14 protein-coding genes are annotated in these 16,527 nt (G+C 71.1%); 8 read left to right on the plus strand and 6 right to left on the minus strand.

All coding sequences use genetic code 11. From position 1 onward, the window contains the following. Positions 1–116: 116 nt before the first annotated feature. Positions 117–1,664: a chromosomal replication initiator protein DnaA gene (dnaA, locus tag SJ20_RS11055; RefSeq protein WP_044659943.1), complete on the minus strand. Its 1,548-nt coding sequence runs from the start codon at positions 1,662–1,664 to the stop codon at positions 117–119. Between the two features lie 342 nt (positions 1,665–2,006). Between dnaA and rpmH the strand changes: the two genes are divergently transcribed. The 8 genes from rpmH to SJ20_RS11820 all read left to right on the plus strand — a co-directional run bounded on the left by rpmH (position 2,007) and on the right by SJ20_RS11820 (position 10,148). Then, positions 2,007–2,144, plus strand: a complete 138-nt coding sequence (gene rpmH / locus SJ20_RS11060; protein WP_002856443.1) for a 50S ribosomal protein L34 — start codon at positions 2,007–2,009, stop codon at positions 2,142–2,144. A 28-nt stretch (positions 2,145–2,172) separates the two neighbouring features. Continuing rightward, entirely contained in the window at positions 2,173–2,571 is a 399-nt protein-coding gene (rnpA, locus tag SJ20_RS11065; RefSeq protein ID WP_002856442.1) for a ribonuclease P protein component, read from the plus strand. Further along, entirely contained in the window at positions 2,572–2,940 is a 369-nt protein-coding gene (gene yidD / locus SJ20_RS11070; protein WP_002856440.1) for a membrane protein insertion efficiency factor YidD, read from the plus strand. It abuts the gene before it with no gap. Between the two features lie 5 nt (positions 2,941–2,945). After that, positions 2,946–3,944: a membrane protein insertase YidC gene (gene yidC / locus SJ20_RS11075; RefSeq protein WP_044659944.1), complete on the plus strand. Its 999-nt coding sequence runs from the start codon at positions 2,946–2,948 to the stop codon at positions 3,942–3,944. A 2-nt stretch (positions 3,945–3,946) separates the two neighbouring features. Then, positions 3,947–4,531, plus strand: a complete 585-nt coding sequence (locus SJ20_RS11080; RefSeq protein ID WP_044659945.1) for a R3H domain-containing nucleic acid-binding protein — start codon at positions 3,947–3,949, stop codon at positions 4,529–4,531. Beyond that, complete coding sequence (gene rsmG, locus SJ20_RS11085; RefSeq protein ID WP_082067647.1) at positions 4,524–5,249, plus strand: 16S rRNA (guanine(527)-N(7))-methyltransferase RsmG; 726 nt, start codon at positions 4,524–4,526, stop codon at positions 5,247–5,249. Before SJ20_RS11080 ends, rsmG begins: the two co-directional genes overlap by 8 nt. Before the next feature lie 74 nt (positions 5,250–5,323). After that, positions 5,324–6,271 carry a ParA family protein gene (locus SJ20_RS11090; protein WP_044659946.1) on the plus strand — a complete coding sequence of 316 codons (948 nt, stop codon included), beginning with the start codon at positions 5,324–5,326 and terminating at the stop codon, positions 6,269–6,271. 2,503 nt (positions 6,272–8,774) lie between these two features. Next, positions 8,775–10,148: a ParB/RepB/Spo0J family partition protein gene (locus SJ20_RS11820; protein WP_082067648.1), complete on the plus strand. Its 1,374-nt coding sequence runs from the start codon at positions 8,775–8,777 to the stop codon at positions 10,146–10,148. A 117-nt stretch (positions 10,149–10,265) separates the two neighbouring features. On the opposite strand, the gene trxA is transcribed toward SJ20_RS11820, so the two are convergent. From trxA to SJ20_RS11125, 5 genes are all read right to left on the minus strand, one after another. Next, positions 10,266–10,655, minus strand: coding sequence for a thioredoxin (gene trxA, locus SJ20_RS11105; protein ID WP_326847851.1), 390 nt, complete (start codon positions 10,653–10,655; stop codon positions 10,266–10,268). Positions 10,656–10,686: 31 nt separating this feature from the next. After that, positions 10,687–11,688 carry a thioredoxin-disulfide reductase gene (gene trxB, locus SJ20_RS11110; protein WP_044659947.1) on the minus strand — a complete coding sequence of 334 codons (1,002 nt, stop codon included), beginning with the start codon at positions 11,686–11,688 and terminating at the stop codon, positions 10,687–10,689. Between the two features lie 148 nt (positions 11,689–11,836). Further along, the gene (locus SJ20_RS11115) at positions 11,837–13,897 is read right to left on the minus strand and encodes a hypothetical protein (protein ID WP_044659948.1); all 2,061 of its coding nucleotides are present in this window, start codon (positions 13,895–13,897) and stop codon (positions 11,837–11,839) included. Positions 13,898–13,962: 65 nt separating this feature from the next. Continuing rightward, positions 13,963–15,807, minus strand: coding sequence for a murein biosynthesis integral membrane protein MurJ (gene murJ, locus SJ20_RS11120; protein WP_002857806.1), 1,845 nt, complete (start codon positions 15,805–15,807; stop codon positions 13,963–13,965). Positions 15,808–15,853: 46 nt separating this feature from the next. Next, the gene (locus SJ20_RS11125; protein ID WP_041102508.1) at positions 15,854–16,465 is read right to left on the minus strand and encodes an NUDIX hydrolase; all 612 of its coding nucleotides are present in this window, start codon (positions 16,463–16,465) and stop codon (positions 15,854–15,856) included. Between the last annotated feature and the right edge of the window lie 62 nt (positions 16,466–16,527).

Genomic DNA, 16,527 nt, shown 5'->3' on the forward strand with positions numbered 1-16,527 from the left:
GTCCACAGCACCGGGGGTTCTCCACAGAGTTGTCCACACCGGTGGACAATGTGGAAGAAGGCTCGAGTCCCGGTCGAAGGTTCGAACCGGGACTCGAGGGTGGGACAGCGGGTGGCTCAGGCGCCGCGCTGCTTCCGCTTGATCTCGTTGGTGAGCTCGGTGACCTGGTTGTAGATCGTCCGCCGCTCGGCCATCAGCTCGCGGATCTTGCGGTCCGCGTGGATGACGGTGGTGTGGTCGCGGCCGCCCAGGACCTGGCCGATCTTGGGCAGGGACATCTCGGTCAGCTCGCGCAGCAGGTACATGGCGATCTGCCGCGCCGTCACCAGCGTGCGGGTGCGGGACTTGCTGGTCAGCTCCTCGAGGGTGAGATTGAAGTACTCCCCCGTGGCGTGCAGGATCAGCTCCGGGGTGATCTCGTGCGCCGTCTCGTCCGTGATCAGGTCCTTGAGCACATGCTCGGCCAGCTCGATGTCCACGGTCTGCCGGTTGAGCGAGGCGAACGCGGTCACGCGGATCAGCGCGCCCTCGAGCTCGCGGATGTTCGTGGAGATGCGCGAGGCGATGTACTCCAGCGCCTCCGGCGGGGCCACGAGCCCCTCGGCCTCCGCCTTCTTCCGGAGGATCGCGATGCGCGTCTCGAGGTCCGGCGGCTGGATGTCCGTGATCAGCCCCCACTCGAAGCGGGAGCGCAGCCGGTCCTCGAACCCGGAGAGCTGCTTGGGCGGCAGGTCCGAGGTGATGACCACCTGCTTGTTGTTGTTGTAGAGCGTGTTGAAGGTGTGGAAGAACTCCTCGACCGTCGCCTCCTTGTCCGCCAGGAACTGGATGTCGTCGATCAGCAGGATGTCCACGTTGCGGTAGACCTGCTTGAACGAGGCGCCCTCGTCGTGGCGGATGGAGTTGATGAAGTCGTTGGTGAACTCCTCCGAGTTCACGTACCGCACCCGCAGGCCCGGGTAGAGGCGACGGGCGTAGTGCCCGATCGCGTGCAGCAGGTGCGTCTTGCCCAGGCCGGACTCGCCGTAGATGAACAGCGGGTTGTACGCCTTCGCCGGCGCCTCGGCCACCGCGTTCGCGGCGGCGTGCGCGAACCGGTTGGACGAGCCGATCACGAACGTCTCGAAGTGGTAGCGGTCGTTGAGGCGGCTGGTCTCCGCGGACGTCGACGGCGGCGCGGGGGTCGGCTTGCCGTTCCCGCTCGGGGCCGCGGTCGCAGCGGGCGCGACGTCGGCCGGCGGCTCGATGCGGAAGCCCGGCAGCTCCTCGGCGACGGCGCGGCGGGAGGTGGCGGCGGTCGCAGCCGGGGGCAGCTCGACGTCCGGCACCGCGGCGGCGGCCGGTCCGCCCGCGAGGGAGGAGCGGCGGGCCTCGGACGAGGGGGTCCGCGGCGGCTGCAGGTTCGCGTCGATCGAGATGGCCAGCAGGATCTCCTCGCGGAACTCCTTGGTCAGGGCGTCCGTGAGGGCGTCGGCCACCTGGGTGCCCTGGAGCGTCTCGCGGGTGGTCTCGTTCGGCACGGCCAGCAGGAGCGTGTTGCCGATGAGGCCCTGCGGCTGGGCCAGGTAGACGAAGCCCATGAGGCGGGCGCTGACCCGCGCGTCGTCCTCGAGGGAGCCCACGACGGAGCGCCACGAGCTGAGCACGGCCTGGTCTGCCACCACGGAGGCTTCCTTTCCTGGGGCAGACGTCCCCGAGGACGGGGGCGGCTGCGCGAGACGGACGACGGTGCTCGGAGTCTAACGGTTGTCCACAGGGTTGTGCACAGACGGTGGACAACCCCTATCATCCTGTGGACGACCGCCCCGGGCGCCCACGGGCGTCCGGGATCCGCGCGCACCCGTTTGACCCCTGCGTACCCCGGCCACTAGAGTTGTCTGGTCCCCCGGGTGTCGGTTGATCGTGCCCGCCGGGGATTTCATGTCAGAGCCTCACCGGTCCTTCCCCCTGGTCCACCTGCTCAGGTCGACGGTCGAAGGCACACAACACGTCGTGGAGAGATCACAGTGACCAAGCGCACGTTCCAGCCCAACAACCGCCGTCGTGCCCGCAAGCACGGCTTCCGTGCCCGCATGCGCACCCGCGCCGGCCGCGCCATCCTGTCCGCTCGCCGCGGCAAGAACCGCGCCGAGCTGTCCGCCTGAGGACCTCGGTCCAGGGACGGCGCGCCCCGTGCTGCCCCGTGACCGTCGCGTCCGCACGCCCGCGGAGTTCCGTCACCTCGGTCGCACCGGCACCCGCGCGGGTCGGCGCACCGTCGTGGTGAGCGTCGCCACGGACCCCGATCAGACCCGGTCCACGTCGCCGAGCGCCCCTCGGCCGCGGGCCGGGTTCGTCGTGTCCAAGGCCGTGGGGAACGCGGTGACCCGCAACCGGGTGAAGCGGCGGCTGCGCGCCGTCGTCGCGGATCAGATGCGTCTGCCCCCGCTGCGCGACCTGCCGGTTCTGGTGCAGGTCCGCGCGCTGCCGGCCGCCGCCGAGGCGGACTACGCGCTGCTGCGCCGCGAGACCGTCGGCGCGCTCGGCAAGGCCCTGAAGCCGCACCTGCCCGCCGCCTCGGAGCACGCGTAGATGACCGTCACGCCCTCGCCCTTCGTCGTGCTCGAGCCCTCCCGTGAGTGGGGGCCGCTGCGCGCGCTGCCGTCCGCCCTGCTGGCGGGCCTGCTCACGGTCTATCGGGCCGTGGTCTCCCCGCTGTACGGACCCGTGTGCCGGTTCTTCCCCAGCTGCTCCGCCTACGGGCTGGAGGCCGTGCACGTGCACGGCGCGGTGAAGGGGTCGTGGCTCGCCGCGCGGCGCATCGGCCGGTGCCATCCCTGGAACGACGGCGGCGTGGACCCGGTCCCGCCCGGGCACCGACGCTGGCCGCCGGGCCGGCAGCCGCGCATCCTCGCCCTGAACCACCCTCCCATCCCACCTGATCTCCCGCAGGAGGATTGACCCCCATGTTCGAAGCCATCCTCTCCCCGTTCCGCTGGCTGATGTCCTGGCTGCTCGGGGCGTTCCACAGCATCCTGGAGTTTGCGGGCCTGCCCGCGGACTCCGGCTGGACGTGGGCCCTGTCCATCCTCCTGCTGGTGGTGCTCATCCGCACCCTGCTGATCCCGCTGTTCGTCAAGCAGATCAAGGCGCAGCGCGCCATGCAGGCCATCCAGCCCGAGCTGCAGAAGCTGCAGGCCAAGTACAAGGGCAAGAAGGACCAGCTCTCCCGCCAGGCCATGGCCATGGAGCAGCAGGCGCTCATGAAGGAGCACAAGGCGAACCCGTTCGCCGCCTGCCTGCCGCTGCTGATCCAGATGCCGTTCTTCTTCGCGCTGTACCAGGTGCTGATCGGCGCCCGCGGCGCGGCCGAGCGCGGCGAAGCCATGGACGCCCTGTCCGCGGACCAGATCCGCTCCTTCGAGGGCTCCACGATCTTCGGCGCCCGCATGTCGGACACCTTCATGAACTCGCTGGGCGCGCCGGGCAGCACGCCCGTGATCATCACGGCGATCGTGCTGATCCTGCTCATGTCGGGCTCGATGTTCTTCATGCAGAAGATGCTCATGACGAAGAACATGACGCAGCAGGCCCTCACCGGCCCGATGATGCAGACGCAGCAGATCATGCTCTACGCCATGCCCCTGATCTTCGGCATCGGCGGCATCAACTTTCCGATCGGCGTGCTCCTGTACTGGACCTACTCCAACTTCTGGGCCGTCGGCCAGCAGTGGTGGATCATCCGCAACAACCCGACCCCGGGCTCCCTCGCCGAGAAGGAGCTCAACGAGCGCCGCGCCGCCAAGGGCCTGCCTCCCGTGGGCCAGAAGGTGTCGAACGCCGAGGCCACGCCCTCGTCCGCGCACACCCAGGCGGGCCGCGGCGGCGCCGTGCTGAACGGTGAGGTCGTCCGCGAGTCGGGTCAGCGCCTCCAGCCCCAGCGCAAGAACCGCAGGAGGAAGTGAACATGTCCGCCGAGAACGTGACCCCGGCCCCCGAGGCCGAGGACGCCGTCGTCGAGACCCCCGCGGGCCAGGGCTCTCGCGTCGCGGAGCAGGACGACGCCGCCGTCTCGGAGGCGGTGCGCCGCCTCGAGGAGGAGGGCGACGTCGCCGCGGACTACGTCGAGGAGCTGCTCGACATCGCGGACCTGGACGGGGACATCGACATCGAGGTCCGCGACGGGCGCACGTACGTGTCCGTCGTCTCCGAGGACCACGACGAGCGCCTGGACGGCCTCGTCGGCCCCGACGGCCGCACCCTGGAGGCCCTGCAGGAGCTCGTCCGGCTGGCCGTGCTCGCCGCCACGGGGCGCCGCTCCCGGCTGATCCTGGACGTCTGCGGGCACCGGGAGCGCCGCAACGTCGCCCTGCGCACCGCCGCCCAGGCGGCCGTCGAGCGCGTCCGCGCCGGCGAGGGTCCCGTGCACCTCGAGCCCATGGGCGCGTACGAGCGCAAGATCGTCCACGACGTCGTCGCGGACGCCGGCCTGACCTCCGAGTCGGAGGGCGAGGGCGCCCGCCGGCACGTGGTCATCTCCGCCGATGACTGAGCGGGGCTCGGCCTACGAGCGGCGCCCCGGGCTGGATCCGCAGGACCGGGGCGACCGCCCCGCGCCCGTGGGGCAGCCGGCGCCGCCGCTGACCGATGCGCTGCGGCCGGCCGCCGTCGAGCTGTTCGGCGAGGCCCTCCCCCGGGCCGAGGCGTACGTGGCCCACCTGGCGGACACCGGCATCGAGTGGGGCCTGATCGGTCCGCGCGAGGCACCCCGTCTCTGGGAGCGCCACGTCCTGAACTGCGCCGTGGTCGAGGAGCTCCTCCCGCAGGGCGCGCTCGTGGCCGACGTCGGCTCCGGCGCAGGCCTGCCCGGCCTGTGCCTCGCGCTCGCGCGCCCCGACTGCCAGTTCCTGCTCATCGAGCCGCTCGAGCGGCGCGTGGAGTGGCTGGACATGGTGGTCGCCGAGCTCGGCCTGGAGAACGTGGACGTGATCCGCGGCCGCGCCGAGCAGGTCTCCGGGAACCTCGACGTCGACGTCGTGACCGCCCGCGCCGTGTCCGCGCTGAAGACCCTCGTGCCGCTGACCATGCCGATGCTGCAGGGCGCCGGGGAGCTGCTGGCCATCAAGGGCCGCTCCGCGGCCGACGAGATCGCCGCCGCCCGCAAGGCCCTGCGCAAGTATGGTGGTGCCGAGCCCGAGATCCTCACGGTGGGCGAGGGCCTGCTGCCCGAGACCACCACCGTCGTGCGCGTCAGCGCGCGTCCCCGCTGACCCCTCCCCCACCGGGACGGGACGGGCCGGGCGGCAGCAGATCCGCACACCCGCGACCCAGGAGGTAGAGCCGCATGGCGCAGGAGCAGGAGAGCCGGGGTGGGGCCTGGAGGGCCCTGCGCCAGAAGTGGACCGGCCGGACCGCCGAGAAGGGCGGCGCCGACGCCGAGGAGCCCGCGCGGCTCCAGCGTCGCCGTCTGATGCGCCCCGACCGCACCCGCGTGTTCACGACGTCCAACCAGAAGGGCGGCGTCGGCAAGACGACGACGACGGTCAACCTGGCCGCGGCCCTCGCCCGCGCAGGGATGCGGGTGATGGTGGTCGACATCGACCCGCAGGGCAATGCGTCCACCGCGCTGAACATCCCCCACACCGGAGACGTGGCCTCCGTGTACGACGTGCTCCTGGGCGAGATGGAGATCCAGGACGTCGTGCAGGACGCCCCGGACGTGGACGGCCTGCAGGTGGTGCCCGCGACGATCGACCTGGCCGGTGCCGAGATCGAGCTGGTCTCGCTGGTGGCTCGCGAACAGCGACTGTCTCGGGCGCTCGAGGCGTACACCGCCTGGCGCGAGGAGGACGGCCAGGAGCGGCTGGACTACGTGTTCATCGACTGCCCGCCGTCCCTGGGCCTGCTGACGGTCAACGCGTTCGTGGCGGCCGAGGAGGTGCTCATCCCGATCCAGGCCGAGTACTACGCCCTCGAGGGCCTCTCGCAGCTGCTCAAGAACGTGCAGATGATCCAGAAACACCTGAACCCGCGCCTCCAGGTGAGCACCATCCTGCTGACGATGTTCGACGCGCGGACCAACCTCGCCGTGCAGGTGGCGGAGGAGGTCCGGACGCACTTCCCGGAGCAGCTGCTGAACACCGCGATCCCCCGCAACGTCCGCATCTCCGAGGCCCCCAGCTATCAGCAGACGGTGCTGACCTACGACCCGGCCTCGGCCGGCGCCGTGGCGTACCGGGAGGCGGCCGCGGAGATCGCCGGCCGCGGTGCGCCGACGGCCCTGAAGGGCTGACGCCCAGGCGACCCGCTGTTGCGGTCGCCAAATGGCGCTGCTGACGACGACGAAGCCCGCCGGAGGGAGCGATCCCCCGGCGGGCTTCGTCGTGAGTGAGCGTGGCCCGGAAGATGGGGGGTGAAAAGACAAGCGGAAACGCTGGGCATATCGGAAGTTCGTGTTTCACGTGAAACGACCTTCTCCGAGGGTGCGCGCGTGGTGCCGCCGCGGCGGGACGATGGGGAGGGGTGCCCGTGGTGGACTGCGTCCGTCTGACACGCTCCCCTCTCCTTCGCTGGGCCGGCCCCTCCGCCGCCGGCCAGGCGCACCTGTCGCGAGGCCTGGGAGCAGCCGCGGGCGGCGACGCACGAACTCACGGGGTGGACGGCATGGCGGCGGGGCGGCGACGGCGGCTGTGAGGGCCGGTGGTGCACCCTGCGTTGAAGTGCTCCTCGGGAGCTGCGCGATGCGTGGGGAACGTCCTGGCCGCCGGGCGCGGCCGTGCAGGGCATGGTCCGTCCCTCCACCTTCACCCGGGTGCGCTGCAGCCTCGAGGATGCAGCCAGCGAGCAGGCCGGGTGCTGTGACTGGGTGTTCCCTCTCCCCCACGGTCAGCCCTCCTCCCCGTCGGTGACGTTCAGGGAATCGGGGCCAGAGCGGAGCTCGAGCTGTGGTGTCGCCGCGAGGCGCGCGGCCGGTCTGCCGTGAGCGTGTGCGAGAGCAGACGTCAGCGGCGATGGTGGGCTGCTGTGATTCGTCTGAGTTGGAGGGGCCGAACGGCGGCGCCAGAAGGACAGTTCTACTGTGCATTCCTGTGTGCGGAGTAGAAAAGATTCCGGCGAAGAGGGGCGGCCGCGCGCCCCCAATGTATACAAGGACAAGCATGTGAGCTGGCACTTTGCGGAGTCAGCAGTGGTTAGCGGCTATCGTCGATGTTGATATGTGGACAAGATCTGTGGACAAGGGGACGCCGTGGGTAGGTGGCCGTGGGTGCCACCATGGCGCTGGTTGGTCTGGCGAATCCCCAGCGCGGCCCGACGGCTAGGTACGGGGTCGGCAGGGGAATGCTGAGTCAGTCTGGGTCCCCTCCCCCGGGAAACCCCCATCAGCTCAGTGCGGGACGGTCAGGCCGCACGGTTTTGACCCCTGCAACGACGTGGAAGCAGGACGTCGATCACTCAGGTGGTGGCCGGGGGTTTCACGTGAAACACGATGATCGCGCGTAGATCTAGCGTCGATCCCTGGAGGGAGTCGCGTGCGGACGGACGGGTGAAGACCCGGTTCCACACGAGTCGGACGTGAACCTTAATGGGCGGAATGGGCAGACGGGAGGAATGGGTCCGGTCTGTCGGGCGGAAGGGCCTGCCATATGACTGTACGGCCGCTGCTGACGGCAGCGACTGCATCGAACAGTACGGTCAACGGCACAAGTCGGTGCAAGCTGCGCGACATGGGACCCGCGACCCGGCGTTCGCGCCCAGTACGCCGCCACGTTTCACGTGAAACCGAACGACCGACGTCCGGCGCTCGACGCGCCCGGGTCACGACGTCAGCAACGCGAGGAGTCTGAACCTCGAACGCATCTCACGCCCCTATGGACGCCGGCATCTGAATGCAACCCGTTCGTGGGCGGACTTCCGTGGCACCAGTGCACGGTCAAATCTTCGAACGGGACGTTTCACGTGAAACGAACCCCGGGTGAGTGCACCGTGCCGCGGCGTAAGCATCCGGGGCTGTTCCGCGAGCAAACGATTCCGTGTTGGGACTACGTGCCGAGGAGCGGTCCAAGAACGTGGGAGTCGCTCACGATGGATCTGATTCGTGCTCCACGGGGCGTACGTCCTGCTCTTGCCGGCAGACTCATCCTGTTTCACGTGAAACATCGACGCCAAGACATCGCCCGAGGATGCTGCGGAGAGCGGAGGCACTGAATACAGGAACTAGAGAAATCCAAACCGACCTGCTCAAAGATTTGAGTGTCCGCATAGCTCTGAGGGGAAGTGGCATGAGCACTCCGCTGCTGCTCCCCCATTCCGCATCTCATGGCGCACAACATCATGGGGGTGACCCGCAATCTGAGGACCATCCACACGGAAGTTTGGCCGGGAGTGCTTAGATGTAACACTAGCGATTGCAACTGCGATTCTGTTGCCGCTCACTCGTTAGCTCAGACATCGTGTTTCACGTGAAACGGGTGAACCGCCAGAGGAAGGCCGAGAGGGCCCTGAGGATTCCAGCGAGGCCGCTCTGGGGCGCACCCACGAAGCGTTCCACGTGAAACGCCCACCCTCACGGGAGGTGGATGGCCCGCACATCCACCTTCAGCCGTCCGAGTCGAGCACGCGCGTCCACGCCAGAACCGAGAGCAGGGCATCGCCGACCCCGTGCAGGCCAGACCCTCGCACGCCCCCGCCAGTCAGGGCCAGAGCACCTCGAGGACTGTCTTTCCGTCGCCCGGGATCATCGAGACCAGGCCGCTCACCTACACTGATCGCAGACCCACTCACTGCAGGAGGACCCGTTGAAGACGAGCCGTCGAGGAGGCCTGGGGCGAGGCCTCGGCGCCCTGATCCAGAGCACTGTAGAAGCCCCGGAAGAGAACGCCGAGGCACCCTCCCCGAAGGACTCTCCGACGCCGGCGAAGAGCGGCCCGAAGGCCGACGCGGCAGCGGAGACCACCATGACATCGACGCGGAGCATCGCGACGACCGAGACGTCAGGGAAGTCCAGCGATCCTGCCCCGTCGGCCTCCCAGAGAAAGACCACGGGCGGCGCCGCTCAGGTCTCGAAATCAACGTCCACGACTGGCCGGGGCACCGCGTCCGCCACGAAGGCAGGGCCCACCTCATCGAAGCGTGCCTCGCGACCCGCGCAGCGTCCCGTCGACGTGTTCTTCTCCGCAGACTCCGAGGACGCACCTGCGGCGCGTTCGAGCAACGGGCGTCCGGCCATGCCGACGGTGAAGGCGCCCAGCAAGCGTCCCACCTCCGCGACGTCGTCGAGGAAGGAACCGGCGGACTCGAGCGTTGAGTCCGCCGCGACCGAGGGGACCGTGTCCGCGGACATCGCGGTCCTGCGGGAGATCCCGGTGGGGGACATCCACCCCAACCCCCGGCAGCCGCGTGAGGTGTTCGACGAGGACCACATGGCGGAACTGGTCACCTCGATCCGCGAAGTCGGCATCCTGCAGCCGATCGTCGTGCGCGAGGTGGACGGCCCCACCCCCTACGAGCTGATCATGGGCGAGCGCCGGTGGCGCGCTACCCAGAAGGCCGGCCTGGACACCATCCCGGCGATCGTCCGCCAGACTCCGGACCAGGACCTCCTGCGGGACGCCCTGCTGGAGAACCTGCACCGCTCCCAGCTGAACCCGCTCGAAGAGGCCGCCGCCTACCAGCAGCTCATGGAGGACTTCGCCTGCACGCAGGAAGAGCTCTCCCAGCGCATCGGCCGTTCCCGTCCGCAGATCTCCAACACGCTGCGGCTGCTCAAGCTGCCGCCCCTCGTGCAGCGCCGCGTCGCCGCCGGCACGCTCTCGGCCGGTCATGCTCGCGCGCTGCTCGGTCTCACGGACCCGTCGGACATGGAGCGTCTGGCGCAGCGGATCCAGTCGGAGGGCTTGTCCGTCCGGGCCACGGAGGAGGCTGTCGCGCAGCTGCAGGGCGGGCTCCGGCCGGGCCGTACGCCGCGGCGCAGCACGGACGACGCCCGCCACGAGCGCCTGGATCACTACGCCACCGCGCTCACCAGCCGCCTGGACACCGCCGTGAAGATCACCCTCGGCGCGCGCAAGGGTCGCATCGCCATCGACTTCACCACCGTGGAGGACCTGAACCGCATCATGGACCTCATCCAGGGCGGTCAGGACGGCAAGGGGAAGGGCAAGAAGTCCTGATCCGGACTTCCCGCGGACGGCGTCCACGGGCACCCGCCGCTGGTCCTGAAGATCGACGCACGACGGCCCCGTCACCCTCTCGGGTGACGGGGCCGTCGTGGTGAGTGGGGGAGGGGCTCAGCCGAGCAGGGCCGAGAACTCCTTCTCCAGCGCGGCCTTGGGCTTGGCGCCCACGGACTCGACGACCTTCTCGCCGTTCTGGAAGCCCACGACGAGCGGGATGGAGGTGACGCCGTAGCGCGCGGCGATGGCCGGGTTCTCATCCACGTTGAGCTTGGCGATCACGGCCTTGCCCTCGTGCTCCACGGCCATGTCCTCCAGGACGGGCCCGAGCATGCGGCACGGGCCGCACCACTCGGCCCAGAAGTCCACGAGGACGGGCAGCTCGGACTGGAGGACCTTCTGGTCGAAGTCGGCGTCGGTGACGGTGATGGTGCTCATGGCAGCCTCCTGGGGGTCGTTCTGTGTCTGACGAGGGTGGACAGGGGTGTTATCGACATGACTCATGACGCTCTGTCAGGGGTCATGAGTCAGTGGCTCATGCCGGAACCGCGTCCGACTCCGGGCCGGCCGGCGCGGCCTCCTCCACGTCGGCCACGGTCGCGAGGTAGTGCTCCACGTCCTGGGCGGCCACGCAGCCCGAGCCGGCGGCGGTGATGGCCTGGCGGTAGGTGTGGTCCGTGACGTCGCCGGCGGCGAAGACGCCCGGCTGGGAGGTCCGCGAGGACGGATGGTCGATGCGGATCGTGCCGTGCTCCGTGAGCTCCACCTGGCCCTGCACCAGGTCCGTGCGCGGGTCCTGGCCGATGGCGACGAACAGGCCGGTCACGTCCAGCGTGGACGCCTCGCCGGTGCGGGTGTCCCGCAGGCGGAGGGTGTTGACCTTGTCGTCACCCGTCACCTCCGTGACCTCGGTGTTCCAGCGGAACTCGATCTTCTCGTTCTCCATGGCCCGGTGGGCCATCACCTTGGAGGCGCGCAGCTCGTCCTTGCGGACCAGCACGGTCACCTTGGACGCGAACTTCGTGAGGAACAGGGCCTCCTCCATGGCGGAGTCGCCGCCGCCCACGACCGCGATCTCCTGCTCGCGGAAGAAGAAGCCGTCGCACGTGGCGCACCAGCTGACGCCGTGGCCGGAGAGGCGCTCCTCGCCGGGAACGCCGAGCTTCCGGTAGGCGGAGCCGGTCGTGAGGATGACCGCGTGGGTGCGCAGCTGGGTGCCGTCGCCGAGCGTGAGCACCTTGGGGTTCGACGTCAGGTCGGCCTGCACGACGTCGTCGTAGACCACCTCCGTGTTGAACCGGCGGGCCTGGGCCTCGAGGTTCGCCATCAGCTCGGGCCCCTGCACACCCTCCGGGAAGCCCGGGAAGTTCTCCACCTCGGTGGTGTTCATCAGCTCGCCGCCCGCGGTCACCGCCCCGGCCACCAGGACCGGGGAGAGCTCGGCGCGGGCGGTGTAGATCGCCGCGGTGTATCCGGCGGGGCCGGATCCGACGATCACGACGTTGTGGACGCTCTGGTCCTGGGCGGTGGGGGCCACGGGTTCCTCCAGTGGATCGGGGTGGTGGACGCTCCTCCAGGACAACGGCGGAGCCACGGGCGGGTATTCCGCGGTGCCGGGGCCGCGGTGCGACGACGTCCGGCGACGGCGGCCGGAAGGTCCGGCGCGCCGTCGCCCGGGCGCGGGGTCAGCGGACGGCGATCTCGCCGAGGCGCAGGCCGAACGGGAGGTCCGACGTCGTGCCCTCCAGCTGGGGCAGCGAGGTGAGGCTGACGATCACGTACTCGGCCTCGGCCTCGGTGCCCTCGAACGGCACGGGGATGGAGACGGTGTCCTGGTCGAAGGTGCCGTTGCCGATCTCCTTGGCGTTCGCGCCCTCGGGGGAGTCGGCGATGTAGGCGAACCAGGCGCCACCGGTGGCCCCCGTGCTCTGCAGGGTCACCTCGTTCACCTCGGTGCGCTCCTCGAGCTGGACCACGAGGTTCATGCTCTCCACATAGCCGCCGAAGTTCGGCCGTGCGTAGGCGAAGGTGCGCCACACGGTGGTGGGGTCGCCGTCGATGAGGTTGCTCAGGTCCGCGTCGTGCTCGGCCTCGTGCTCCGGCAGGTCCGGCACCGAGCGCAGGGCCTGGACGGGCTGCGGGGCGGCCGCGGCGCTCTCGCTGGACGGGGTGGGGGAGGGGCTGGTGCTCTCCGACGGCGACGGGGTGTCCGATGCGGACTCGGACGACGCAGACTCAGACTCGGACGACGCGGCCTGCGGGGCCGGCCCGCCGCGCAGGTTCTGGGCCAGCAGCACCCCGCCCACGACGAGTGCGGCCAGCAGGCCGAGCACGAGGAGCAGGGCCAGCGGACCGCCGCCGCGCGTGCGGCCGTTGCCGTCGCCCGGGTCGGCCACCGTGGCGCCGTCGTCGCCCCCGGTGGTGGCCGGGGCAGCTTCAGCATTCGGAGCCGCGGCGGCGGCCGTCGAACCGGCAGCCGCGGCACCCGCCGCCGTTGCGGCCCCGGCCGCGGCAGCCACCGGAGCGGCCGTGCCGCGCGACTCCTCACGGACGGTGGGCGCGGACTCGGCCACGATCGCTCGGCGGGGGACGGGGCGCTGGCGCCGCACCGGGATCGCCTCGGTGTCCGGGGCGACCGGCTCCGGCGCGTCGGTCTTCTCGGCCGCCACGGGCTCGACGGGCTCGGTGGGTGGCGTAGCCCCGTCGGCATCGGCGTCGGTCGTCTGCGCGGCGGCGGCCCCCGCCGCGACAGCCGGGAGTGCGGCGGTGCCCGCCTGGGCCTCGCGCTTCTCAGCTTCGCGCTCCGCGGCCTCGCGTTCCTGGGCCGCGCGCTTCTCAGCCTCGCGCCGCTCGGCCTCCCGGGCGCGCTCCTCCTCGGCACGACGGCGGGCCTCGGCCCGGCGCTCGAGCTCGCGGCGCTCGGCCTCCTCCCGCTCCGCGGCCAGCCGGGCCTGCTCGGCCTCCCGCTCGCGCGCGGCCCGCTCCTCAGCCTCCTGCTCCGCCTGGCGACGGGCGCGCTCGGCCTCGGCGCGGCGCTCCTCCTCGGCACGCTCCTCCGCCTCCCGACGTTCGCGTTCTGCGCGCTCGGCGGCCTCCTTGCGTTCCCGCTCGGCGCGCTCGGCAGCCTCCCGCTCCGCCCGCTCGCGCTCCTCCTGCTGCTTCCGGGTGGCGGCGTCCGCCGCGGCCAGGGCCGACGCCCCGGCGGCCGCCTTCGCCGCGGTGCCGTCGGAGGGTCGGACCCGCTCGGCGAGGCGCTCGGAGAGGCGGTTCAGGAACCCGGGACGACGCTGGGCCTCGTCCTCGTCCGCGCGGAGCCGCCGGTCGAGGTCGGTGTAGTACGCCTCGTCGTCGTCGTAGGCGTGGGGGTCCTGGGTCCGCGACTCGCCGAACAGCTCGGAGCCGAGGCTGTCCGTCTGGAACGGCTCCACGTGCAGCTCCTGCGGGTACGCCAGACCCAGCAGGACGTCCGGGTCGGGGTCCCCGCCGGCGATCAGGTACGTGCGGCCCTCGGACAGGCCCAGGTCGAGCACCTGCACGTCGTCGGTGCGCTCGCCCGTGGCCAGCTCCCGCGCGGACGAGGCCACCTGTGTGGCGTTCTCACGGGAGGCCACGAGCACGGTGACGCGGCGGTTGAGCACCTGGTCCGTGCCCAGGAACACCATGTCCTGGTCCGCGGACGTCACCACGTGCTGGGTGATGCGATAGCGGCCGCCCAGGACGGCGCCGACGGCGATGGGCTGGGGCACGGGCTCTTCTCCTGACGACGGGGTCGGAATCCGATGATACGTGGCGTGGCCGTCGCGGCCAGAGATCAGCCGACGCGCAGCAGACGACCCAGCGCCGGCACGCGGGCGACGAGCGGCCGGAGGGCGTCGTCCAGCTCGGGGAACCGCATGGCCCGCAGCACCATCAGGTACACCGGACCCATCGCCACGGCCGCCACCGCGCACGTGAGCAGCGCCGTCCCGATGGAGTTCCACGCGAACCCGCCGGTGTACCCGCCCAGCAGCCACACGACGACGACGCCCGCGGCCGCCGCGGCCAGCGCGGCCAGGCCGGTCTGGACGTGGGCACGCAGCACGGATGCGAGGCCGTAGTCCCCGAACCGGCGCACGGTGAGCACATGGGTCAGGACGAACTGGTACACGTACGAGACGGACGAGGCGACCGCGACCCACAGGGCCATGGACCACAGCGGCAGCAGCATCGCGCCCGCCCACGAGAGCAGCAGCATCAGGAGCGAGCCGCTGACCTGGACCACCATCGGCACCTTGGCGTCCTCGGCGGCGTAGAACACGCGCAGCAGGTAGAAGGAGCCCGAGCGGAACGGGATGGACAGCGCCAGCGCGAGCAGAACCGAGCCCACCGCGACGCCGGCCACCATCGCCGTCTCGGCCGTCGAGCCGAAGACGCGGCCCAGGGGGCCCGCCAGGACCACCACGCCGGCGAGGCAGAACATCAGCGGCACGGTGAACGCGCGCAGACCCTGCGCCGTCGTGCGCCGCACCGCGGACATGTCCTGGCGGCCCATGGCGCGGGCCAACCGGTTGAAGAGCACGGTGGCCAGGGAGAGCACGAACACCGAATGGGGCAGCACGGCCATCAGCATCGCCATGTTGTACGCGGCCACACCGGGGATGGCCGCCTGCGCCATCTCGGCGCTCCAGGTCTCCGTGCCGGGGATGCGCAGCTCGCCGCGGTCGCGGGCCTCCGTGGCGGAGGTGACGTACCGCTGGCACAGCAGGAGCACCACGTTCGTGGCGACCATCGTGATCAGGGTGTACCCGGCGATCCGGCCGGTGTCCCGCAGGCCGATGCCCTTCCAGCCGAACCGCGGGCGCAGACCCAGGCCGAGCCCGCGCAGCGGCAGGAAGAGGATCACGGCCTGCAGCACGACGCCCAGGGTGTGGCCGCCGGCCAGCACGACCGTCTGTGCGCTCGTCCACCCGGCGAGGTCGTCCCCGGCCCGGTACGCCCCGAACATGCCCAGGTACAGCACGATCGCGCCGATCGCGACGACGTTGTTCAGCACCGGCGCCCACATGTAGGCGCCGAAGCGCCCGTTGGCGTTGAGCACCTGCCCCACCAACGCGTACATGCCGTAGAAGAACACCTGGGGCAGACACCACAGGGCGAACACGGTGGCCATCTCGAGCTTCTCCGGCGACCAGCCGCGGGTCAGGGCCGTCATGAGCGGGGCCGCCGCCAGCATGACCACCACCGTGCCGGCGAGCATCACGAGCGTGCCGAGCGTCATCAGGCGGGAGGTGTAGTCCGCGCCCCGGTCGGCGTCGCGGGCGTGCTTGATCAGCTGCGGCACGAGCACGACGTTGAACACGCCGCCCACCAGGAGCAGGTAGATCACGTTCGGCAGGGAGTTGGCGATCTCGAAGATGTCGGCCATGTCCGCGGACAGGCCGATCGCCACCGTCACCAGCGTCGCACGGACGAGGCCCAGCACGCGGGAGAGGAGCGTGCCGGAGGCCATGATCGCGGTGGACCGGCCGGCGCGGCGCTCGCCCTCGGGGGTCTCGTCCGCGGGGTCCACGGCGGCCGGATCCGTGGCGGGGGCGGGGTCCGTCGTCGTCGGCTCCTCGTCGGCGACGCCGGCGTGGGCGGGGTCCTGCGCTCGGCGCGGGGCGGGTCTGCTGCTCAAGGGTCACCCAATCGTGGTCGGAAGGCCCCGTGCCGGGGGCGGTGGATCAGGGGCGGGGGCCCCGGGCACCGCCCGGGGGGAAGTGCTGGTCGACCACCTGGCGGGCCAGGTCGACGATCCGGCGCTCGTTGGCGAAGGAGAGGCGGCGCGCGACGTCCTCGAGGCGCACCCATGCGACGTCCACGGCCTCGTGGTCCGGGTCGTTCTCCGTGGTCAGCTCGCCGCCCGTGGCGCGCAGCAGGAAGTGGTGCACGGTCTTGTGGACGCGGTGCCGGGCGACCGTGAACCAGTAGTCGATCGCGCCGAGCGGCTCGAGGATGTGGCCGGCGATCCCGGTCTCCTCCTCCACCTCGCGCACGGCCGCCTGCCGGTGGTCCTCCTCGCCCTCGGGATGGCCCTTGGGCAGGCACCACTCGAGCCGGCCACCGCGGTTGTAGCGGGCGATCACGGCCACCTCGAGGCCGCCGTCATGCTCGCGGACGATGACGCCGCCGGCGGAGACCTCCTCCACCGTGGGCAGGGAGGCGGCAGCGGCGGAACGGGGTCCCGCGGGGGCCGGGGTGACGGGGCGCAGAGGCGGCTGCGGCCGGCGACGCCACGCCCCCAGCGCGGAGGGCAGGGGGGCGCCCCGGTGCGCGGAGGGATCGGGGCGGGTCATGCCGTCAACTCTAGCCCGGCCCGCGCGGGCCCGTGCCGGGACCGTCTGGCACCCTTGTAGGC

This window comes from Micrococcus sp. MS-ASIII-49, assembly GCF_000946635.1.
Taxonomy (GTDB): domain Bacteria; phylum Actinomycetota; class Actinomycetes; order Actinomycetales; family Micrococcaceae; genus Micrococcus; species Micrococcus luteus.